At 67.1% G+C, this 21,526-nt stretch carries 18 protein-coding genes; 11 read left to right on the forward strand and 7 right to left on the reverse strand.

Annotated features, from left to right (window positions below):
* Positions 1–3 precede the first annotated feature (3 nt).
* From NX778_RS03125 to NX778_RS03135, 3 genes are all read right to left on the reverse strand, one after another.
* Positions 4–498 (reverse strand): GNAT family N-acetyltransferase, encoded by a 495-nt coding sequence (locus tag NX778_RS03125; RefSeq protein ID WP_258810213.1) that lies wholly within the window; start codon positions 496–498, stop codon positions 4–6.
* A gap of 194 nt (positions 499–692) precedes the next feature.
* The gene (locus NX778_RS03130; RefSeq protein ID WP_258810214.1) at positions 693–1,025 is read right to left on the reverse strand and encodes a hypothetical protein; all 333 of its coding nucleotides are present in this window, start codon (positions 1,023–1,025) and stop codon (positions 693–695) included.
* A gap of 188 nt (positions 1,026–1,213) precedes the next feature.
* On the reverse strand, positions 1,214–2,521 hold the full coding sequence (locus NX778_RS03135; protein ID WP_258810215.1) for a methyl-accepting chemotaxis protein: 1,308 nt from the start codon (positions 2,519–2,521) through the stop codon (positions 1,214–1,216).
* A gap of 230 nt (positions 2,522–2,751) precedes the next feature.
* Here NX778_RS03135 and smc point away from each other — a divergent pair, with 230 nt between their 5' ends.
* From smc to NX778_RS03180, 9 genes are all read left to right on the forward strand, one after another.
* Positions 2,752–6,276 carry a chromosome segregation protein SMC gene (smc, locus tag NX778_RS03140; RefSeq protein WP_258810216.1) on the forward strand — a complete coding sequence of 1,175 codons (3,525 nt, stop codon included), beginning with the start codon at positions 2,752–2,754 and terminating at the stop codon, positions 6,274–6,276.
* Complete coding sequence (locus NX778_RS03145) at positions 6,273–7,400, forward strand: cell division protein ZipA C-terminal FtsZ-binding domain-containing protein (RefSeq protein WP_258810217.1); 1,128 nt, start codon at positions 6,273–6,275, stop codon at positions 7,398–7,400. The genes smc and NX778_RS03145 overlap by 4 nt, the downstream gene beginning before the upstream one ends.
* Before the next feature lie 13 nt (positions 7,401–7,413).
* The gene (gene ligA, locus NX778_RS03150; protein WP_502572584.1) at positions 7,414–9,768 is read left to right on the forward strand and encodes an NAD-dependent DNA ligase LigA; all 2,355 of its coding nucleotides are present in this window, start codon (positions 7,414–7,416) and stop codon (positions 9,766–9,768) included.
* Between the two features lie 5 nt (positions 9,769–9,773).
* Complete coding sequence (gene galU, locus NX778_RS03155; RefSeq protein ID WP_258810218.1) at positions 9,774–10,661, forward strand: UTP--glucose-1-phosphate uridylyltransferase GalU; 888 nt, start codon at positions 9,774–9,776, stop codon at positions 10,659–10,661.
* A gap of 2 nt (positions 10,662–10,663) precedes the next feature.
* Positions 10,664–11,200: a peptide deformylase gene (gene def, locus NX778_RS03160; RefSeq protein WP_258810219.1), complete on the forward strand. Its 537-nt coding sequence runs from the start codon at positions 10,664–10,666 to the stop codon at positions 11,198–11,200.
* Between the two features lie 5 nt (positions 11,201–11,205).
* Positions 11,206–11,682, forward strand: a complete 477-nt coding sequence (locus NX778_RS03165) for a hypothetical protein (protein ID WP_258811031.1) — start codon at positions 11,206–11,208, stop codon at positions 11,680–11,682.
* A gap of 140 nt (positions 11,683–11,822) precedes the next feature.
* A complete protein-coding gene (locus tag NX778_RS03170) occupies positions 11,823–12,248 on the forward strand; it encodes a hypothetical protein (protein WP_258810220.1) in 426 nt (141 codons plus the stop codon).
* Positions 12,245–13,714, forward strand: a complete 1,470-nt coding sequence (locus NX778_RS03175) for an ATPase domain-containing protein (protein WP_258810221.1) — start codon at positions 12,245–12,247, stop codon at positions 13,712–13,714. The genes NX778_RS03170 and NX778_RS03175 overlap by 4 nt, the downstream gene beginning before the upstream one ends.
* Before the next feature lie 9 nt (positions 13,715–13,723).
* Positions 13,724–15,091 carry a hybrid sensor histidine kinase/response regulator gene (locus tag NX778_RS03180; protein ID WP_258810222.1) on the forward strand — a complete coding sequence of 456 codons (1,368 nt, stop codon included), beginning with the start codon at positions 13,724–13,726 and terminating at the stop codon, positions 15,089–15,091.
* A 6-nt stretch (positions 15,092–15,097) separates the two neighbouring features.
* On the opposite strand, the gene NX778_RS03185 is transcribed toward NX778_RS03180, so the two are convergent.
* The 3 genes from NX778_RS03185 to NX778_RS03195 form a co-directional block, all read right to left on the reverse strand.
* Positions 15,098–15,721 carry a glutathione S-transferase family protein gene (locus NX778_RS03185; RefSeq protein WP_258810223.1) on the reverse strand — a complete coding sequence of 208 codons (624 nt, stop codon included), beginning with the start codon at positions 15,719–15,721 and terminating at the stop codon, positions 15,098–15,100.
* A gap of 2 nt (positions 15,722–15,723) precedes the next feature.
* Positions 15,724–17,472, reverse strand: coding sequence for a DUF885 domain-containing protein (locus NX778_RS03190; protein WP_258810224.1), 1,749 nt, complete (start codon positions 17,470–17,472; stop codon positions 15,724–15,726).
* Positions 17,473–17,684: 212 nt separating this feature from the next.
* On the reverse strand, positions 17,685–19,325 hold the full coding sequence (locus NX778_RS03195) for a M28 family peptidase (protein ID WP_258810225.1): 1,641 nt from the start codon (positions 19,323–19,325) through the stop codon (positions 17,685–17,687).
* 74 nt (positions 19,326–19,399) lie between these two features.
* Between NX778_RS03195 and NX778_RS03200 the strand changes: the two genes are divergently transcribed.
* Positions 19,400–19,666: an RNA-binding protein gene (locus tag NX778_RS03200; protein WP_258810226.1), complete on the forward strand. Its 267-nt coding sequence runs from the start codon at positions 19,400–19,402 to the stop codon at positions 19,664–19,666.
* On the opposite strand, the gene NX778_RS03205 is transcribed toward NX778_RS03200, so the two are convergent.
* On the reverse strand, positions 19,663–20,880 hold the full coding sequence (locus NX778_RS03205) for a pyridoxal phosphate-dependent aminotransferase (RefSeq protein ID WP_258810227.1): 1,218 nt from the start codon (positions 20,878–20,880) through the stop codon (positions 19,663–19,665). The two genes, NX778_RS03200 and NX778_RS03205, sit on opposite strands and share 4 nt — an antisense overlap.
* Positions 20,881–21,012: 132 nt before the next feature.
* Between NX778_RS03205 and NX778_RS03210 the strand changes: the two genes are divergently transcribed.
* Positions 21,013–21,480, forward strand: a complete 468-nt coding sequence (locus NX778_RS03210; RefSeq protein WP_258810228.1) for an acyl-CoA thioesterase — start codon at positions 21,013–21,015, stop codon at positions 21,478–21,480.
* Positions 21,481–21,526 lie beyond the last annotated feature (46 nt).

Below are 21,526 nucleotides of genomic sequence, written 5' to 3' on the forward strand. Positions count from 1 at the left end.
GCCCTACAACTCCAGCCGCATCGCCTGCGACAGCAGCCTGCTGCCCGGGCGCAGCGGGACCGGCGCGCCGATGTCGCGGAAGCCTTCGCGCCGGTACAGGCGCACGGCCGGCGTGTCGCCCTGGGTGACGCCGAGCGTCATCGCGCGGAACCGGCGTTCGCGGGCCCAGCCGATCGCCGCGCGCAGCAGGGCGGTGGCGAGGCCCCGGCCGCGGGCCTCGGGCGCGACCCAGACCTGGAACAGTTCGACGATGGCCGGATCGGCGGCGTCCGCCTTGGCCCATGCGAGGCCGGCCGGCGCGCCAGCATGTTCGGCGAGCAGCGGCAATTCGTCGGGTGAGCTTGCGGCGGTATCCAAGCGATCCGCCCAGGCCGAATCCGGGCGCGCCAATTGTGCTTCCAGTGTTGCCGCGAAGGCGTCGGGGGAGTCTTCCAGCGCGCGCAGGCGCAGCGCGCGGTAGCTTTGCCAGTCGGCGGCGGTGAGGCGGAGGATCGTCAAGGTGTTTCTCAGGTAAGCGGGCTGCATATATTACAGCAGCTTTCTCAGCTAAATAGAATGGCTGATTGCGCTTGAGTCCGATATTCCAGCTTTTCGGAACTTATAAACCCCACTATTTCCCGAAGCAGGCCATATTTAAAGCCGGGATAAATAAAAAGGGCCGGCAGGCCCTTTTTGTTGCGCGTTAAAACGTATTAACGCTTGTTGTCGTTTTTGTGGCTTTGACGGCCAGCTTCGACGTGTTGCTCATGCGAGCCGCCGCGGCTGCCCGAGCCGGAGCCCGAACCCGAGCCCGAACCCGAGCCCGAGCCCGAGCCCGACGAGCCGGACTGGCGGCTGCCGTCGTTTTTGTGGCTCTGGCGGCCAGCTTCGGCGTGCTGCTCACGGGTGCCGCCGCGCATGCCCGAGCCGGAGCCCGAGCCCGAGCCTGCCGACTGGCGGTTGCCGTCGTTTTTGTGGCTCTGGCTGCCTGCCTGCACGTGTTGCTCGTGAGTACCGCCCTGCGTGCCTTTGCTGTTCGAGTTCATGATCATTCCTTTCTAAAATGGAAAATGTCTTACTCGCCACTCTGCGGGAAATATAAATCCCCAAGCAGTTTTCGGTGGAAGCCATAATGCGAGCAGAGCCGTTGCTTCGGTATCGGAGCATTACCGGATCTCGTGTAGGACATATCTTCCGATTAAAGTCTCGTTTTTTAGAAAAAATGAGCAAATGATCAAAATTCCTCCCATTCCGATTCCGCCGCGCTCATTGCGGCCTGGGCGGAACCGCGTGGGCGCCGCTGCGCGGGAGGAGGGCGCGGCTGGGTGCGTGCCTGGGGCGGCGGGGCGGGAGCCGGAGCGGGGACGGCGGCGCGAACCGGCTGGGCCGGCCGGCGCGGCATGCTGGACTGGGGTGCGCGCCCGAAGGCGGCCACCACGCGCGTCAGGGTGTCGGCCTGCTCGCGCATCCCGGCGGCGGCGGCGGCGGACTGCTCGACCAGGGCCGCGTTCTGCTGGGTCGCCTGGTCCATCGCGGCGATCGCCTGGTTGACCTGGTCGATGCCGGTGGTCTGCTCGGCGCTGGCATCCGCTATCTCGCCGATGATGCCGGTGACCCGCTTGACGCTTGCGACCACCTCGTTCATCGTGCTGCCGGCCTTGTCCGCCAGCGCGGTGCCCGCCGTGACCTTCTCGACCGAATCGTCGATCAGCTCCTTGATTTCCTTGGCCGCCGCCGCCGAGCGCTGGGCCAGGCTGCGCACCTCGGACGCGACGACCGCGAAGCCGCGCCCCTGTTCGCCGGCGCGGGCCGCTTCCACCGCGGCGTTCAGGGCCAGGATATTGGTCTGGAAGGCAATGCCATCGATCACGCCGATGATTTCGGCGATGCGCTTGCTCGATTCGTTGATCGAGGCCATGGTGCCGACCACCTCCGACACCACCGCGCCGCCCTTGACCGCCACCTCGGAGGCTGTGACCGCCAGCTTGCTGGCCTCGTGCGCGTGATCCGCGTTCTGCGTGACGGTGGCGGTCAGCTCCTCCATCGAGGACGCGGTTTCCTCCAGCGCCGCGGCCTGTTGCTCGGTGCGGGCAGACAGGTCCTGGCTGCCTTGCGCGATCTCGCCGGTGCCGCGCACCAGGGCTTCGGCGCCGCCGCGCAGCTCGCCCATCGTCGCCTGCAGGCGGCCGCCCACGTCCTGCAAGCCGTGCAGCAAGACGCGGGCGTCGCCCCCGTCGACAATGTCCAGCTTGCCGTCGAGCTCGCCATCAGCCATGCGCGCCGCGAAGGCGCTGGCCTGGCGCAGCGGCCGGGCCGTCTCCGCCGCCAGCCACAGGCCCAGCAAGGTCGCCGCTGCCGCTCCCAGGGTGAGGAAGACGAATGCGCCCACTGCCGCGCCCTCGATCTTCGCCGCCCCACCACGCCCGGCAATCGCGTCCAGTTGCCCCAGCAGCCAGGCCGACGCCAGCGCGCCCAGCCCGAACGCCAGCAGCGTGCCGCCGCACAGTTTTGTTTTATTGTTAAGTTGCCGAAGTGATTTCATTGCGCTTCCTTCAGTCGGGGAGGGGGAGCATGTTATGTTAGGGAAACGCCGTCCCCGACCTTTGCGCCGGATCAATCCGCCAGCCCGTCCGGCGCCCCCTTGGGCAAATGCAGGCCATCGGTTATAGTCGGGCGAAATCCGCGCCTCGCCCACCTTTTTACATAGCCGTAGAGCAAGGAACAGATGGTATGATTACTTTTTTAACGATTGACGCCCAGCCCTGAGACAACGTGCGACTATCCTCCATTAAATTGTCGGGATTTAAGTCATTCGTCGATCCGACCAACTTCCAGGTGCCGGGGCAGCTGGTCGGGGTGGTCGGGCCGAACGGCTGCGGCAAGTCGAACATCATCGATGCGGTGCGCTGGGTGCTGGGCGAGTCCAAGGCCTCCGAGCTGCGCGGCGAGTCGATGCAGGACGTGATCTTCAACGGTTCCACCCACCGCAAGCCGGCCGGGCGCGCCTCGGTCGAGCTGGTGTTCGACAACAGCGCGGGCAAGGCGGCCGGGCAGTGGAGCCAGTACGCCGAGATCGCGGTCAAGCGCACGCTGACGCGCGACGGCACCTCGTCCTACTTCATCAACAGCCAGCCGGTGCGCCGGCGCGACATCCAGGACATTTTCCTCGGCACCGGCCTCGGTCCGCGCGCCTACGCCATCATCGGCCAGGGCATGATCGCGCGGATCATCGAGTCGCGCCCGGAAGAGCTGCGCGTGTTCCTGGAGGAGGCGGCCGGCGTCTCCAAGTACAAGGAACGGCGCCGCGAGACCGAGAACCGGCTGGCCGACACGCGCGAGAACCTGACCCGCGTCGAGGACATCCTGCGCGAGCTGAACGCCAACCTGGAAAAGCTGGAGGCGCAGGCCGCCGTCGCCAACCGCTTCCACCAGCTGCAGGGCGACCAGGAAGAAAAACAGAAGCTGCTCTGGCTGCTGCGCAAGAACGAAGCGCAGGCCGAGCAGAAGCGCGTGTTCGCCGAGATGGAAGCGGCGCAGACGGCGCTGGAGGCGCAGACCGCCAACCTGCGTCACGTCGAGCTGGAACTGGAGCAGATGCGCCAGGCCCACTTCGGCGTCGGCGACCGCCTGCACACGGCGCAGGGCGCGCTGTACCAGACCAATTCCGAAATCGGCAGCCTGGAAGCGCAGATCAAGTACGTGATCGAGTCGCGCACGCGGCTGGCCAACCAGCTCGGCACGCTGGCGGCGCAGCGCGACCAGTGGATCGCGCAAGGCCAGGAATACCAGGAGCAGCTGGCCGAAGCCGAGATGCGCCAGGAAGAGCTGGCGGCGCGCGCGGAAGGCGCGCAGATCGCGGTCGAGGTCCACAACGAGCGCCTGCCCGAGCTGGATGCGGCCTGGCGCGCGGCGCAGGAAAAGACCAAGGAATCGCGCGAGCGCATCATGCAGCTGCAGCAGCGCATCGAGCTCTCGTCCGCGCACCAGCGCAACGCATCGAACATCCTGGCCAACCTGGCCACCCGGCGCGAGCGCCTGCAGCAGGAAAAGAACGGCCTGAATTCCCCGGACAGCGCCCACCTCGAGAACCTGCGCATGCAGCTCGAGGAAAAGCAGCAGGCGCTGGAAGAGCAGACCATGCTGCTGGAAGAAGCCACCGAACAGCAGCAGCGCCTGGACGAGGAGCGGGCCGCCGCGCACAAGGCGGTGCAGGAAGAAACCGCGGCCAACGCCCAGCTGGAGGCGAAGCTGTCGGCCCTGAAGCAGCTGCAGGACCGCGTCCAGACCCAGGGCAAGGTGCAGCCCTGGCTGCAGAAGCATGGCCTGGACAGCCTGCCGCGCCTGTGGCAGAAGCTGCAGATCGAGGACGGCTGGGAGACCGCGCTGGAGGCGATCCTGCGCGAACGCACCGGTGCGCTGGAGATGTCGAATATCGATTGGGCCAAGGCCTTCTTCAGCGACGCGCCGCCGGCGCGCCTGGCCCTGTTCACGCCCGCCGCCGGCGCCGCGCAAGTGGCGCAGGCACCGGGCCTGAAGCCGTTCGCCGACCTGCTCAAGCTGAACGATCCGGGCCTGCGCGGGGTGCTGAACGACTGGCTGACCAACGTCTATGTCGCGGACGATGCGAACGAGGGCTTCGCGTCGCGCGCGCGCCTGCCCGCGGGCGCCTGCTTCGTCACGCGCCAGGGCCACGTCATCACCCAGTCCAGCGTGCGCTTCTACGCCGCCGACGCCGAGCAGGACGGCATGCTGGGCCGCCAGCACGAGATCGACAATATCGGAAAGCAGCTGCGCGCGCAGGCCCTGCTGGCCGACGAGGCGCGTACCCGCTCGGTGCGGGCCGACGCCGCCGTGTCCGAGCTGGCGCGGCGCCTGCAGGAATCGCGCAGCCGGGTGGCGTCCTTGACCCAGCAGGTGCACGCGCTGCAGATCGACGTGGTCAAGCAAAGCGAAATCGAGGCCCGCTTCAACCAGCGCAGCACCCAGATCGAGGCCGACCTCGCGGAAATCGGCGCCCACGAGGCGGAGCAAAAGCAGGTGCAGCTCGAATCCGAGGCGGAGTTCGAACAGCTCGACATGGAACTGGCCGAGCTGCAGGGCGCGCACGAAGACCGCCAGACCGAATTCCTCGGCAAGGAGCAGGCGCTGGCCGATGCGCGCGACAAGCTGCGCGAGCTGGAACGCTCGGCGCAGGAAGCCGTATTCGCCGAACGCGCCCAGCGCAGCAAGATCGAGGAACTGGGCCGCAGCATCGCCACCGCAGCGGCGCAGGCGGCCCAGGTCGCGGACAGCATCGAGTCCGGCAAGCAGGAGCTGGCCGCGCTCGAATCCGGCACCGCCAGCGAGGGCCTGCAAGAGCTGCTGGACCGCCGTACGCAGCAGGAAAAGGCGCTGTCCGATGCGCGCCACGAGCTGGACCAGATCACCCAGAAGCTGCGTCACGCCGAGGAAGCGCGCATGCAGTCCGAGCGCAGCCTGCAGCCGCAGCGCGACAAGATCACCGAGATGCAGCTCAAGGAGCAGGCCGCGCGCCTGAACCAGGAGCAGTTCGCCGAAGCGCTCGGCGCCACCGGCGCCGACGAGGCCGAGCTGGCGCACAAGCTGACGCCGGACATGAAGGCCCAGTACCTGCAGGGCGAGGTCACGCGCCTGACCAATGCCATCGCAGCGCTGGGCGCGGTCAACCTGGCCGCAGTCGAGGAACTGGCCCAGTCCGCCGAACGCAAGCGCTTCCTCGATTCGCAGAACGCCGACCTGAATGAAGCCATCAACACGCTGGAAGACGCGATCGCGCGCATCGACAAGGAGACCCGCGACCTGCTGCAGGAAACCTTCGACCGCGTCAACCAGCACTTCTCGGAGCTGTTCCCGATCCTGTTCGGCGGCGGCCAGGCCAAGCTCGTGATGACGGGCGACGAGATCCTCGACGCCGGCGTGCAGGTGATGGCCCAGCCGCCGGGCAAGAAGAACGCCACCATCCACCTGCTGTCCGGCGGCGAAAAGGCGCTGACCGCGACCGCGCTGGTGTTCTCGATGTTCCGCCTGAACCCGGCGCCATTCTGCCTGCTCGACGAGGTCGACGCGCCGCTGGACGACGCCAACACCGAGCGCTTCTGCCGCATGGTCAAGCGCATGTCGGACCATACCCAATTCCTTTTCATCTCGCATAACAAGATCGCGATGGAGATGGCCAACCAACTGATTGGTGTGACGATGCAGGAGCAGGGCGTATCGCGCATCGTGGCGGTGGACATGGAGTCCGCCGCGAACTTCGCACAAGAGGCACAAGCAGCATGACAGATTTAGAAATGAGCCTGTTCGCCGCGGGCGGCGTATTCGTCGTCGGCGTTTTCGGCTACAACAAATGGCAGGAATACCGCGCCCGCAAGAGCGTCGAGCGCGCGTTCGCGAACGACCATGACGACGTATTGATGCGCGCCGACGGCACGCCGATGTCGCGCCACGAGCCGGTGCTCGACCTCGGCGTGGCGCCGGCCGGCGAGGGCGTGGTGCTCGAACCTTCGCTCGGCGCCACCGGCGTCGCCGACGAGGCGCCGGACGACGTGCCGCCGCCCGCCAAGCTCACGCTGCCCGGCGCCGCGCCGGACACGCCGCCGGCCGAACTGGCCGAAAGCCTGGTCGATCCGCTGATCGACTGCCTGATCCCGCTCGCGCTGGAAGCGCCGGCGCGCGGCGACAAGCTGCTGCCGGTGCTCCAGAAGCTGCGCCGGGTCGGCAACAAGCCGGTCCACTTCATCGGCCTGCACGTGAACGGCGACTGGGAGCCGATCGTGCATGGCGGCGTCTACACCAAGCTGCAGGCCGGCGTGCAGATGGCCACCCGCACCACCTCGCTGAACGAACTCGAATACTCGGAGCTGGTGTCGCGCCTGCGCCCGCTGGCCGACGAGATCGGCGCCGAACCGGAGCTGCCGGACATGATCGAGGCCGTCAGCGAAGCGCGCAACCTGCACCGATTCGTCGCCGGCCACGACGCCCAGCTGGGCGTGAACCTGCGTTCGAACGGCGCACCGTGGGCCATCGGCACCCTGATCGGCGCGCTGGAAAACCAGGGCTACGACGTGCGCCCGGATGGCCGCTTCGCAATGCCGGACGGCGATGGCGGTGTGCTGTACACGCTGTCGACCAATGTCACGCTGGGCGCGGACACCACCAACAAGCTCACGCTGCTGCTCGACGTTCCCTGCGTTGCGCCGGCCCGCGATGGCTTCGGCAAGATGATCGCCGGCGCGAAGACCCTGGTGCAGCGGCTGGACGCGACCATCGTCGACGACTACGACCAGCCGCTGGTTGACGAGGCGCTGGCCGAGATCAACAGCCAGGTCCAGGACTTCTACCAGGAGATGGAGACGGCCGACATCCCGGCCGGTTCGACCCGCGCGCTGCGCCTGTTCAGCTGAGGATTGCACCGTCGTGACGAATGAGGATTACAAGTCGCGCATGGCGTGGCTGGTCAAGGAACTGAACCGCCACATCTACGCCTACCATGTGCTCGACGCGCCCACCATCCCGGACGCCGAGTACGACAAGCTGTTCGTCGAGCTGCAGCAGCTCGAAGCGGCGCACCCTGAAGCGGCCAGCGTCGATTCGCCGACCGCGCGCGTGGGCGCGGCGCCGATCCCGGAGTTCAAGCAGGTCACCCACGCGGTGCCGATGCTGTCGCTGAACAACGGCTTTACCGATGAAGATGTCGAGAACTTCGACCGCCGCGTGCGCGACGGCCTGGACACGCTGCAGGTCGAGTACGCGGCCGAACTCAAGTTCGACGGCCTGGCGATCAGCCTGCGCTACGAGGACGGGGTGTTCGTGCAGGCCGCCACGCGCGGCGACGGCAGCACCGGCGAGGACGTCACCGCCAACATCCGCACGGTGAAGGTGGTGCCGCTGCGCCTGGCGGGCGAGAACCTGCCGCGCGTGCTGGAAGTGCGCGGCGAAGTATTGATGTTCAAATCCGATTTCGCGAAGCTGAACCAGCGCCAGCGCGACCAGGGCCACAAGGAATTCGCCAATCCGCGCAACGCCGCGGCGGGAAGCCTGCGCCAGCTCGACTCGCGCATCACGGCCCAGCGCAGCCTGCGCTTCTTCGCCTACGGCATCGGGGTGCTGGAAGGCGCGGACATGCCGGCCTCGCATTCGGGCCTGCTCGACTGGTACGTGGAGCTTGGCCTGCCGGTGTCGAACGAGCGCGCGGTGGTGAAGAACGCGGACGGCCTGCTCGGCTATTACCGCGACATCGGCCAGCGCCGCCCGACGCTGCCCTACGATATCGACGGCGTGGTGTACAAGGTCAACCGCCTGCAGGACCAGGCGCGGCTCGGCTTCGTGTCGCGCGCGCCGCGCTTCGCCTTGGCCCATAAATTCCCGGCCGAAGAGGCGCTGACCGTGGTGCAGGCGATCGACGTGCAGGTCGGCCGCACCGGCGCGATCACGCCGGTGGCGCGGCTGGTGCCGGTGTCGGTGGGCGGCGTGACCGTCACCAACGCCACCTTGCACAACGAAGACGAAGTGCTGCGCAAGGACGTGCGCGTCGGCGACACGGTCATCGTGCGCCGCGCCGGCGACGTGATCCCGGAAGTTCTGTCGGTGGTGCTGGAACGGCGCCCGGATCCGGCGCCCGCCGTGTATCACCTGCCGAAGAACTGCCCGGTCTGCGGCGCCCACGTCGTGCGCGAAGCGGGCGAGGCGGTGGCGCGCTGCTCCGGCGGCCTGACCTGCGCGGCCCAGCGCAAGGAGGCGATCCGCCACTTCGCCGGCCGCCGCATGATGGACATCGAAGGCCTGGGCGACCGCTACATCGACAGCCTGGTCGAGTGCAACCTGATCCACGGCGTGGCCGACCTGTACCGCCTGGCGCTGGACGACCTGCTGGCCATGAAGCGCGCCGCCGATGAACGCGACGGCACCACGCCGGAGACGGTCAAGCAGGGCAAGATCGCGACCAAGTGGGCCGACAACCTGCTGGAAGCGATTGCCGCCAGCACCCGGCCGCCGCTGGAGCGCCTGCTGTTCGCGCTCGGCATCCGACACGTGGGCGAATCGACCGCCAAGACCCTGGCCGACTGGCTGGGCAGTCTTGCGCTGGTGCGGCGCGCCCCGGCCGCGCTGCTGCGGCTCCTGCCGGATATCGGTGGCACCGTGGCCGACGCCATCGCCGACTTTTTCTCGGAGCCGCGCAACCAGCAGGCGCTCGATGCGCTGCTCGACGCCGGCGTGAGCCCGCAGGGCGAGCACGCGCCCAAGGCCCAGCTGCGCGACAAGCTGGACGAGGTGCTGATGCTGGCTGCGCTCGACATTCCGAAGCTGACCGAGCCACGCGCGCGCCAGCTGCTGCAGGATGGCCGTACGCTGGACGACCTGGCGCACCTGAAGATCTTCAGCGTGTTCGGCCTGCCGGACACGGTGGCCGAATCGCTGGAGAGCTGGATGGCCGTTCCCGGCCACCGCGAGACGGTGCTGGCGCTGGCCGAGCTGCGGCGCGAACTGCTGGCGCAGCTGCCGGAGCAGGCCGCGGCCGAGGAAGGAGCGCTGTCCGGCAAGACCTTCGTGCTGACCGGGACGCTGCCCACCATGTCGCGCGACGAAGCCGGCGCGCTGATCGAAGCGGCCGGCGGCAAGGTCTCCGGCTCGGTGTCGAAGAAGACCAGCTACGTGGTCGCTGGCGCGGAAGCCGGCAGCAAGCTGGCCAAGGCCGAGCAGCTGGGCGTCACCGTGCTCGACGAAGACGGCCTGATGGCGCTGCTGGCGGCAGCAAATGGAAACAAGGATTAGATCGAATGACGACAATTAAGAAGGCCGTATTCCCGGTCGCCGGCCTGGGCAGCCGCTTCCTGCCCGCGACCAAGGCACAGCCGAAGGAGATGCTGCCGATCGTCGACAAGCCGCTGATCCAGTACGCGGTCGAGGAGGCGGTCGCCGCCGGCATCACCGAGATGATCTTCATCACCGGCCGCAACAAGCGCGCCATCGAGGACCATTTCGACAAGGCCTACGAACTCGAATCCGAACTCGAGGCGCACAACAAGCAGGCCTTGCTGGAACTGGTGCGCAACGTGATCCCGAAGAACATCACCTGCATCTACATCCGCCAGTCGGCGCCGCTGGGCCTCGGCCACGCGGTGCTGTGCGCGCGCCCGGTGGTCGGCAACGAGCCCTTCGCCGTGCTGCTGGCCGACGACTTCATGGACACCGAGCCGGGCACGGCGCCGGTGCTGGCCCAGATGACCGGGCTGTACGAACGCGAAAAGTGCAGCGTGCTGGCGGTGCAGGACGTGCCGCGCGAGCATACGCGCCAGTACGGCATCGTCAGCGCTTCAGGCTACCAGCCGAACCTGGAACTGGTGCACGGCATCGTCGAGAAGCCGCAGCCGGACGTGGCGCCGTCGACGCTGGCGGTGGTCGGCCGCTACGTGCTGTCGGGCGCCATCTTCGACCACCTGGAGAACCTCGGCACCGGCACCGGCGGCGAGATCCAGCTCACCGACGGCATCGCCGCGCTGATGGCGCACGAACGCGTGCTGGCCTACCGCTACGCCGGCCAGCGTTATGATTGCGGCTCCAAGCTCGGATACCTGAAGGCGACCACCGCTATGGGCCTGAAGCATCCGGAAACCGCCGAAGGCTTCCGCGCCTTCCTCGCCGAACTGCAGAACGGACAAGGCTGACTATGGCTGTGCGTGAAATCCTGAAGATGGGCGACCCGCGCCTCCTGCGCGTGGCCGAACCGGTGCTGGCGTTCGACACGCCCGAGCTGCAGGCGCTGATCGCCGATATGTTCGACACCATGCATGCCGCCAACGGCGCCGGCCTGGCCGCGCCGCAGATCGGCGTCAACCTGCAGCTCGTGATCTTCGGCTTCAAGCACAACGCGCGCTACCCGGGCGCGCCGGCGGTGCCGGAAACGGTATTGATCAATCCGCGCCTGCAGCATTTGTCGGATGAGATGGAAGAGGGCTTCGAAGGCTGCCTGTCGGTGCCGGGCCTGCGCGGCAGCGTGCCGCGCTACACCCAGCTGCACTACGAAGGCTTCGACCAGCTGGGCCAGCCGATCAGCCGCGACGTGGACGGCTTCCATGCGCGCGTGGTCCAGCACGAGGTCGACCACCTGCTCGGCGTGCTGTACCCGATGCGGATCAAGGACTTCTCGCGCTTCGGCTTTACCGAGGTGATGTTCCCGGACCTGGTCTCCGGAGGCGATGATTGAAGGCTGTGCTGGCTGCAGCGCTGCTGCTGCTTGCGCCGCTGGCGCAGGCTGATGACGGACTGTTCACCAAAATCGATACCTCGCCAAAGAGCGAACTATGGGTCGACAGCGGCTTCCTGACTGCGCACTTCAACCGCGACAAAGACCTCAACGGCGCCAATCGCGGTCTTGGCGCCGAATATCGCTTCAATGGCGCGCTGTCGGCCGCCGCCGGGCGCTTCTTCAACAGCGACCGCGAGTGGTGCGACTACGCCGGCGTAATCTGGCAGCCCTACGCCATTGGCCCGGTGCGCCTGGGCGCGGCGCTGGCCGCATTCAACGGCTACCCGCACATGCGCGAGGGCGGCTGGTTCCCGGCCGCGATCCCGACCGCCACCGTCGAATACCAGCGCGTCGGCGTCAATATCGGCTTCGTCCCGAGCTACAAGGACCGCCTTTACGGGGGCATTTCGGTCCAGCTGAAATTCAAGCTGTTCGACTGAGGCCCGCCGGTCCGCGCTGCGGCGCACGCGGGACCGCGCACAATTGTTAATTTATTCCCATGCCGATGATGCAAACGATCTATAATCGTTTGTTTATGCGGCGCCACCTACGCGCGGCGTCCCACTCATCTTTGCGGTGCATGGAAAAAAACGACGCAAACAGACAGCAACTGCTCGTCGAGATGATGAGCGGTGTGCAGCGCACGGAAAACGGCAGGGAAGGCTTGCTCCAGCCGTGGCGGCGCGTGGCCGCCCATCTCAGCCCGCTCATTGGGGAGAGCGGATTTTGCGCCTTGCTCGGCAGGGCGCGCCGGCTGGTCGCGCCGCGATTCGGCTGGCTTTCGACAAGCAGCTCGGCCAAAACGATCGATGCCCTGATAGAAAACCTGGGTGACTGCTACGGCAGGCAAAGCGCGGACACGGCCCATGACGGGAATGCCGCCTTACTCGACACTTTCACCAGGTTGCTCGCCGGCTTGATAGGCGAGGCGCTGACGAATCGCCTGTTGCATGCGGCCGCCCGCGGCGACGGCGAACAGAAGAACGCACCGGAGCACAAGGAATGACCGACAAAGTAAGCTTGCGAAAACTGGGCACCGGCGTGCCAGGCCTGGACGTCCTGCTGGGCGGCGGCTTGACCGAGTTCTCGTTCAACCTGATCGCGGGCGCCCCGGGCTCCGGGAAGACCACGCTGGCGCACCAGATCATGTTCGCGCTGGCGCAGCCCGATTGCCGCGCGCTGTTCTTCACCGTGCTGGGTGAGCCGCCGCTGAAGATGCTGCGCTACCAGCAGCAGTACGGTTTCTTTGACCTCGACAAGGTCGGCACGGACATCCGCTATGTGAACCTGGCCGAGGACCTGCGCGCCGGCGACTTCTCCGGACTGATGGAGCGGATCATGACCGAGGTCGAGTCGTTCTCGCCGTCGCTGGTGTTTGTCGATTCCTTCCGTTCGGTGGTCCAGACCGCAAAGAGCGGCATCGAGGGCGTGGCCGACCTGCAGGCCTTCGTGCAGGAACTCGGCACGCGCATGACGAGCTGGCAGGCGACCACCTTCCTGATCGGCGAATACACGCAGGTCGACGCCGAGGCCAACCCGATCATGACGGTGGCCGATGGCATGATCGCGCTGAGCCAGAGCGAGGAAATGAACTCGGTGGTGCGCAAGATCCGCGTGGTCAAGATGCGCGGCCAGGCCCATATGGCCGGATCGCACCCCTTCCGCATCACCGGCGACGGCCTGCGCGTCTATCCGCGCCTGCTGCCGGCGCTGGCCGACGACCGCCGCCCGGGCGGCACCATCGACCGCGACGCGCGCCGCATCGCGATGGGCGTGCCTGGACTGGACAGCATGCTGGATGGTGGCCTGCCGCAGGGGCATACGCTGCTGGTGGTGGGCCCGACCGGGACCGGGAAGACCATCATGGCCACCCGCTTCCTGCAGGAGGGTGCGCGCAACGGCGAGAAGGGCATCGCGGTGACCTTCGAAAAAGGCGCGTCGCGCTTTCGCAATGCGGAGCTGGCCGAGCTGGTGCAGGCCGGGCATGTGCGCTCGATCGAAAGCCGCCTGCTGGACCTGACTGTCGAGGAACTGATCGACGACGTCATGACCGCGATCGACGAGACCGGGGCCACGCGGGTGGTGGTGGATTCGCTGTCGGAGTTCTCGCTATACCTGGCGCCGGAAGTGAAGGCGCAGTTCCGCCTGGCCGTGTTCCGCATGCTGTCGTCGCTGGCCAAGCGCGGCGTGACGGCGCTGGTCACGATCGGGCTGGAGGACCGCTACACCGAGCTGCGCTTCTCGATCGACGACATCTCCTTCCTCACCGATGCCGTCATCGCGCTGCGCTACGCCGAGATCGAAGGCAGGCTGTCCAAGGTGATGTCGGTGGTGAAGGTGCGCGGCAGCGCGCACAGCACCGAGCTGCGCGAATACCGCATCACGGACGCGGGCATCGAGCTAGCGGGGAGCACGGAACGATACAACGGCCTGCTTTCGGGGCGAACACACAAGAGCGGCACAAACCAGTAGAGATGATGCATGGGACACGTCAAAGACAAAGATTCAAAGCTTTCACAACGGGTCCCTGCTGAACACGAGGCCATCGAGGCGCCACACCTGTTGCGCATCGCCGCGCTGGAGGAGGAGCTGGAAGGGCTGCGCCGCTTGGTGCGCGAACGGGCCGCGACGGACGCGACGGTCGCCCAGCTGCGCGAGGCGAACCAACACCTGGTGCTGGCCACGGTCAATGCCCAGACCGGTCGCGACGACGCGGTCGAGGCCCACCGGCGCCAGACCGAATTCCTCGCCATGCTGGCGCACGAGCTGCGCAACCCGCTCGCCCCGATCGGCATGGCGGCCGCGCTGCTGGGACAATCGGCGGTGGTGGCATCGCAGCATCACAAGCTGTCGCAGGTGATCGGGCGCCAGGTCGAACACATGGCGCGCTTGCTGGACGACCTGCTGGATGCCGCGCGCATCAGCAATGGCAAGATCACGCTCGCGCTGCAGAACGTCGCGCTGGCCGACATCATCGAACAGGTGGTAGAGACCGTCGGTCCCGCCATACGCGAGCGCGGCCAGCACCTGGAGGTGGCGATGCCGGAGCAACCGGCCGTGATCCTCGGCGACCGCGTGCGGCTCGTGCAGGTCTTCACCAACCTGCTCGTGAATGCCTCGAAATACACCCGCGAGGGCGGCAGCATCCGCATCGCCGCCAGCTGCGCCGACGGCCACGCCGTGGCCACGGTGGACGACGACGGCGATGGCATCACGCCGGAATTCCTGCCGCAGATCTTCGAGCTGTTTACCCAAGGCCCCCGTTCGCTGGCGCGCTCGGAGGGTGGCCTCGGTGTCGGCCTGAATGTGGTGCGCAATCTGGTCGGCATGCATGGTGGCCGGGTCACGGCCACCAGCGATGGGATGGACCGCGGCAGCCGCTTCACTGTGGTGCTGCCGCTATCGGACGACGCGCCGGCGGCCCTGCCGATTCGCATGCCCGCCGCGGCCGGGCGCGGCCTGCGCCTGCTGCTGGTGGAGGACAACGTGGACGCCTGCGACACCCTGCAGCGCTTCCTGGCGCTGGAAGGGCACGAGGTGCACGTGGCCTATGACGGCGAATCCGGATTGTCCGCGGCTTGCACCGGCGATTACGATGTGCTGATCTGCGATCTCGGCCTGCCCGTTATCGATGGCCTGCAACTGGTGGCGCGCCTGCGCGACGCGGTGGCGGGGCGGCGGCCGTACGCGGTCGCGCTGTCGGGCTATTGCCAGGATGACGACCGCAGCCGCGCGGTTGGCGCCGGCTTCGATGATTACTGCGTCAAGCCGGTCGACCCGGCCAGCCTGCTGGCGCTCCTGGCCTCGGAACCTTGCCAGAGCCGGCGTGCTGCGGCGCCGGAAGGCTGATCCGCTTCACGGCAGGCCGTTGCGGCCATGCTTCAGGAAGGCCGGCCGTTCGGACAGTCGCTCGACATAGGCTTGCACGGCGGGCAGCGCGGGGTGGTCGAACGGCGTCATCAGCCAGCGGTTGGCCGACAGTCCCAGCACGACATCGGCCAGCGTGAACTGGTCGCCGCATGCGAAGGCGCCGCTGCGCTCCAGATGGCGCTCCAGGATCGCCATGTGCCGGTTCCAGCCCGCGATGCTGGCGTCGATGGCTACCGCGTCGCGGTGCGCCGGGCTGTTTTTCACCAGTGCCATGAAAGCATAGCGCCAGGCGTTGTTCAGCTCCGTCGCCTGCCAGTCCATCCACTGTTCGACGATGGCGCGCCGCGCTGGATCGGCCGGCAACAGCGCTTCGCCATGGTAACGGTTGGCGAGATAGCGGCAGATCGCATTCGACTCCCACAGCACGACGTCGCCGTCGACCAGCACCGGCACCATCGCGTTCGGGTTCAGGGCCAGGAACTCCGGCGTGTCGGTCGATTTGAATCCCGATCCCCACTGTTCGTTGTCGACGGCGAGCCCGAGCTCGTCGCAGGTCCACAGCACTTTGCGCACATTGATCGAGGGCGCCTTGCCGAGCAAGCGAAGCATGGTCATTTCTCCTGATAGGGATTGGTTCCGCCGTCGGCGATGAACTGGTCGATGCGCGCCTCTAGCACGGGCAACGGAACGGAGCCCAGCTGCAGCACGGTGTCGTGGAAATTGCGGATGTCGAACTTGGGGCCGAGCGCGGCTTCCGCCTTGTGGCGCGCCTTGGTGATCGCCATCTCGCCCAGGTAGTAGGACAGGGCCTGGCCCGGCCACGAGATGTAGCGGTCCACTTCGGTCTCGATCTCATGGTCGGCCAGCGCGGTGTTCTCGTGCAGGTAGGCCTGCGCCTGCGCGCGGGTCCAGCCCTTGGCGTGGATGCCGGTGTCGACCACCAGCCGCGCCGCGCGCCAGGCCTGGTAGCTCAGCATCCCGAAGGTCTCGTAGGCGTTCTCGTAGATGCCCATCTCGCTGCCGAGACGCTCGGCGTACAGCGCCCAACCTTCGCCGAAGGCCGAGATGTAGCCGCGCCGGAATGGGGGCAGGCCTTTCTGCTCCATCGCCACCGGCATCTGGAAGGCGTGGCCCGGCGCCGATTCGTGCAGGGTCAGCGCGGGAAGGCTGTACAGCGCGCGCGACGGCAGGTTATAGGTGTTGACGAGGTAGACGCCGGGGCCGCCGCGGCCGGCGGTGTAGTAGGGCGCCTGGTCATCCGGCACCGGGACGATGGCGAAGCGTCGGCGCGGGAGGTAGCCGAAATAGTCGCCGGCCTTGGCGTCGAACTTCTTGGCGACCCAGGCCGCGTGCATCAGCAGTTCCTGCGGGGTTTTGGCGTAGAACTGTGGATCGGTGCGAAGGAACTGCAGGAAGGCCGGCAGGTCACCTTTGAAACCGGATGCGCGGATCGTCTCCATCATCTCGGCGCGGATCTTCGCCATCTCGGACAGGCCGATCTCGTGGATCTGCTCGGCGCTGAGCGATGTGGTGGTGAACTCGACGATCTTCGACTGGTAGTAGGCTTTACCGTCGGGCAGGGCGTAGGCCGCCAGCGTGGTGCGCGCACGCGGCATGTAGTCCGTCCGCATGAAGGCCAGCATGCGCTTGTAGGTCGGCTGCACCTGGTCGCGGATGACGGCCACGGCTTCGGCGCGCAGCTGCTCCTGTTCGGCCGCCGGGATCGACGCCGGCATCTGCTTGAACGGCTTGTAGAAGATGGTGTCCTGCGGCGTGGCGGCATCGGCCACCGAGGCAAGCGGAGCGTCGCGGCCGGCCAGCGTCACCTTGGGCGGCGTGAACCCGCGCGCCAGTCCGGCACGCATATTCGCGGTCTGCTCGTCGAAGTAGCGCGGGAATTCGCCCAGCTGGTGCAGGTAGGAGCGGTACTCCTGCGCGTTCTTGTAGCCGCTGCGCGCCGAGTAGGCGAGGTTGGTGTAGAACGAGCTGTCGGCGTTGACCGGCATTTCGTATTCGTGAAAGCGCAGGGCTTCGGCCAGCGCGGCGATCTGGGCGCGGTAGACGGCGAAGTTGATGCGCTCCGGCGGCGGCAGGTCGGCAGGCGCGATGGCGTTGAGCTGTGCCAGCACGCCCTGCCAGTAGGCCAGCCGCGCGGCTTGCGAAGCGGCGTCTTCGTGCGGCAGTTCGCGGCTCGCGCCCGAGGAATCGTCGCGCGCGAGGTGCTTCTCCTGGCGCCACTTCCATTCGGCCGTGTAGATCGATTTGAAGCGCTGTTCGGCGCCGGAATCGGCATGCGCCGGCAGCGTTGCAAACACCAGCACCCCGGCCGCGCACAAGGCGGCGCCAAGCTTCTTGTTCATCGTCCCTTGTCCCTACGCCGTAAGCGGCGTTCTTATCGTTGATCGGACAATTGTTGCTCGTCGGGGGAAAAGAAGCAAGCGGCTATGGCTCAGATAGAACGTCGTTCCCGCGCAGGCGGGAACCCCATTTCTCCAAGCGGAGTGGTAAAAGCAATCGTTATCGGTGTGCCGGCAAAATGGGGTTCCCGCTTTCGCGGGAACGACGTTCGGGGCTAGCGTTTGACCCGCGCAAACGCATCGTTCGGCCGCCACACCGGCATCGCCGCCGCATTGGCCACCGCGTAGCCGAGATTCAGCGTGAACTGCGCCTGCTGCACCATGCCCGACAGGTCCCAGGCCGGATCGTATTCATCCGTCACTTGGTGATAACGCTTGGTGAACGCGATCATCTTATCGTGCGAGCCGCGCTGGTCATGCACGAACTCGAAGCTGCCGTCGCCCGAGAACACCGCCGACCCAACGTTGAAGGCCGGGACGCCCGCCTTGGCGAAGCTGAAGTGATCGGCACGGAAGTAGGCGCCGCCCAGGTCCGGCACCGGCGGCGCGATCTTCAGTCCCATCGAGCCGGCCACCCGCTCGGCGCTCGCGCGCAGCGAGCTGCGTTCGCTGCCTTGTACGCCGATGTCGCGCGTCGGTCCGACGAAGTTCATGCTGTCCAGGTTCAGGTCGGCCGCGGTCTTCGCCAGCGGCCAGAGCGGGTTGGCGACATAACCCTGGCTGCCGATCAGGCCCTGCTCCTCGGCGCAAGGCCACAGGAACACCTGGGTGCGGCGCGCCGGATGCGCCACCGCGGCCTGCGCCATCGCCAACAGCGCGGCGGCGCCGGAGGCATTGTCGATGGCGCCGTTCCAGATGTGGTCGGGTTTGACGTTGTTGGGGTCGATGCCGAGGTGGTCCCAGTGCGCCGAATAGATCACGGCCTGGTCGCGCAGTGTCGGATCGGTCCCCGGCACGATGCCGGCCACGTTGAATTCCTCGGCTGTGCGCACCGCGCTCTTCACGTGCGCATGTACGGTGGCGCCCAGTTCGACCGGTTTGAAGCCGCGCACCTCGGCCTGCGCGCGCAGTGCGTCGAGGTCTTTGCCGGCGGCCGAAAAGAGAGCGCGCGCCATGTCTTCGGTGAGCCAGCCCTGCAGTGCGTTGCCGGCGACGCCGGCCAGGTGGAACTGCTCGTGCGTGAAACTGTTCTGCGGGACGCTCCAGGCATACGAGGCCGAAGGCGTGGTATGGATCAGCAGGATGCCGGCCGCGCCCTGGCGCACCGCTTCCTCGAATTTGTAGATCCAGCGGCCGTACCAGGTCAGCGACTTGCCGCCGAAGCGGTTCGGCTCCGCGCCGGTGGGCTGCGGGTCGTTGACCATCGCGACCAGCAGCTTGCCCTTGACGTCGACACCGGCGAAATCGTTCCAGTGCTCGTCTTCGGCGTGGATGCCGTAGCCGACGAAGACCACCGGCGCATCGACATTGGTCTCGGTATTGCCGTTGGCGTTGGCGAACACGGTGTCCGCGCCGAACTGTGGCGCCAGCGTCTTGCCGCCGACGTCGAAGCTGAGCGAGCTGCCAGGCAGGGTCTTCTCGCCGACCATGCGCACCGCTTGCCGGTAGCTGTTACCGTTGGCCGGTTTCAGCCCGATCGCGGCGGCCTGCGTCTCCAGATAGCGCACCGCGATCGCGCCGCCGCGCTGGCCGGTGCCGCGGCCTTCCAGCAGGTCGTCGGCGAGGAAGGCGAGGTGGGCGCGCAGCGGCGCCTCTTGCACCACCGGCTGGCTGGTCGCGGGCGCAGCGAAGGCCGGCGGGGCGAAGGCCAGGGCAGCTGCGCAGGCGACGTGGCGGAACGGGGAAAAGCGGATCATGCGGTCTGGGGGTAAGCTTGTGGCTAAAACAAGCATTGTAGCCCTTCCGCCTAGCCCCGAAAAGGAGATTGCACATGGCCGCACTCTGGATGACCGACGTCGACCCCATAGCCACGGACGAGGAGATCAGGGACTTCCTGGTCAAGTACGGCTTCCCGCCATACGACGCGATCCAGCACATGCCGGGCGACGGCTCGCACCCGGCGGTGCTGGTCAGTTTCAAGGACGAACCGGCGGAAGCCCTGCGCACGCTGGGCTCGCGCATCAACGACATGTTCTGGCGGGTCCACAAGATCCAGGTCCACGTGATGGAGCACGCGGACGATGCGCCGTCGGCCTAGCGCCTGAACAGCCGTGCCAAGCGCTCGACGGCCTCCTCGATGCGTTCGTATTTGGTAGCGTAGGAAAAGCGCACGTGCTTGTCCGGCGCGGCGAAGCCGAAGTCCCCGCCGGGCACGATCGCCACGTGGGCCTGGCGCAGCACCGACATCGCGAAGGCGCTGCTGTCATTGGCGTCGTGGTGCGGTAGCTGGCTGATGTCGGCGTACACGTAGAAGGCGCCGTCTGGCATCACCGGCACGGCAAAGCCCAGTTCCCGCAGCGCCGGCACGATGAAGTCGCGGCGGCGCTTGAATTCGAGCCGGCGTTCTTCGTAGATGGCGATGGTCTCGGCATCGAAGCAGGCCAGCGCCGCATGCTGCGCGATGGTCGACGGGCAGATGAACAGGTTCTGCGCCAGCTTTTCGAACACCGGCACCAGCGCTTCCGGCACCACCAGCCAGCCCAGGCGCCAACCGGTCATGTTGAAGTATTTCGAGAAGCTGTTCACGGTGATGACGTCGTCGCCATAGGCCAGCGCGCTGGTGGGGCGGCCGTCGTAGGACAGGCCCTGGTAGATCTCGTCGACCACCGCGAAGCCGCCGTGCGCGCGCACCGATTGCAGCATCGCCCGCAGCTGCTCGGCCGTCATCGAGGTGCCGGTCGGGTTGGACGGCGACGCCACCACCACGCCGCGGGTGCGCTCGCTCCAGCGCTCATCGACCTGCTGCGCGGTCAGCTGGTAGCGGTCATCGGGCGAGGAGGGGATGAGTATCGGCTTGCCGCCGAAGGCCGACACGAAGTGGCGGTTGCAGGGGTAGCAGGGATCGGGCATCAGGATCTCGTCGCCTTCGGCCACCAGGGCGGCGCAGGCCAGCAGCAGGCCGGCCGAGGCGCCGGCGGTGACCACGATGCGGCGCGGGTCGACCTTCAGGCCCCAGGCGCTGGCGTAGTGCGCGGCGATCGCTTCGCGCAGCGGCGCGACGCCCAGCGAATCGGTGTATTGCGTGACGCCGGAGCGGATCGCTTCCATCGCGGCGGCGGCCACCGGCTCCGGCGCGGTGAAGTCCGGCTCGCCCACGCTCATGCTGATGACGTCGGCGCCATCGTGCCTGAGCGCGGCCGCGGCCTTGAGCATTTCCATGACGCGGAAGGGTTCGATGGCGTCCACGCGCTGTGCCAGCTGCAGGGCGCGCGCGGTCTGCGACTCAAGATTGTTCGGGGTTGGGATCGACATGCTGCTACCTGTTGGAGTGACCCCGCCATTCTATGCGAAGCGCGCGCCGCCCGCAGCCCCGGGCCGGCGCCAGCAGGTTCGCGCGGGCTGTGCTAATGTCATCCCAACACTTCTGCCCATACGGAGCCTTGCTTGAACCTGCCCAACCACCAGCTGTCCATGACCGTCCTGATGACGCCGGACACCGCCAACTTCGCCGGCAACGTCCACGGCGGCACCATCCTCAAGCTGCTCGACCAGGTGGCCTACGCCTGCGCCAGCCGTTACGCGGGCCGTTACGTGGTCACGATGAGCGTCGACCGCGTGACCTTCCGCCAGCCGATCCACGTGGGCGAGCTGGTCACCTTCCTCGCCTCGGTCAACCACACGGGGCGCAGCTCGATGGAGGTCGGCATCAAGGTGGTCGCGGAAGACATCCGCACCCAGGCGGTGCGGCACGTGAACAGCTGCTTCTTCACGATGGTGGCAGTGGATGACCAGCGCAACCCGGTCGAGGTGCCGCAGCTGGAACCGTCCACGCCCGACGAGCAGCGCCGCTTCGAACAGGCGCAGAAGCGCAAGGAACACAGGCTGGCGCTCGACGGCGGCGTGCGCGGTTAGTTTTCGATAGCTTCTGCAATCACCCGGCGGCTAGAATGTAGGCCGT

It is taken from the genome of Massilia terrae (assembly GCF_024753145.1).
Taxonomy (GTDB): domain Bacteria; phylum Pseudomonadota; class Gammaproteobacteria; order Burkholderiales; family Burkholderiaceae_D; genus Telluria; species Telluria terrae.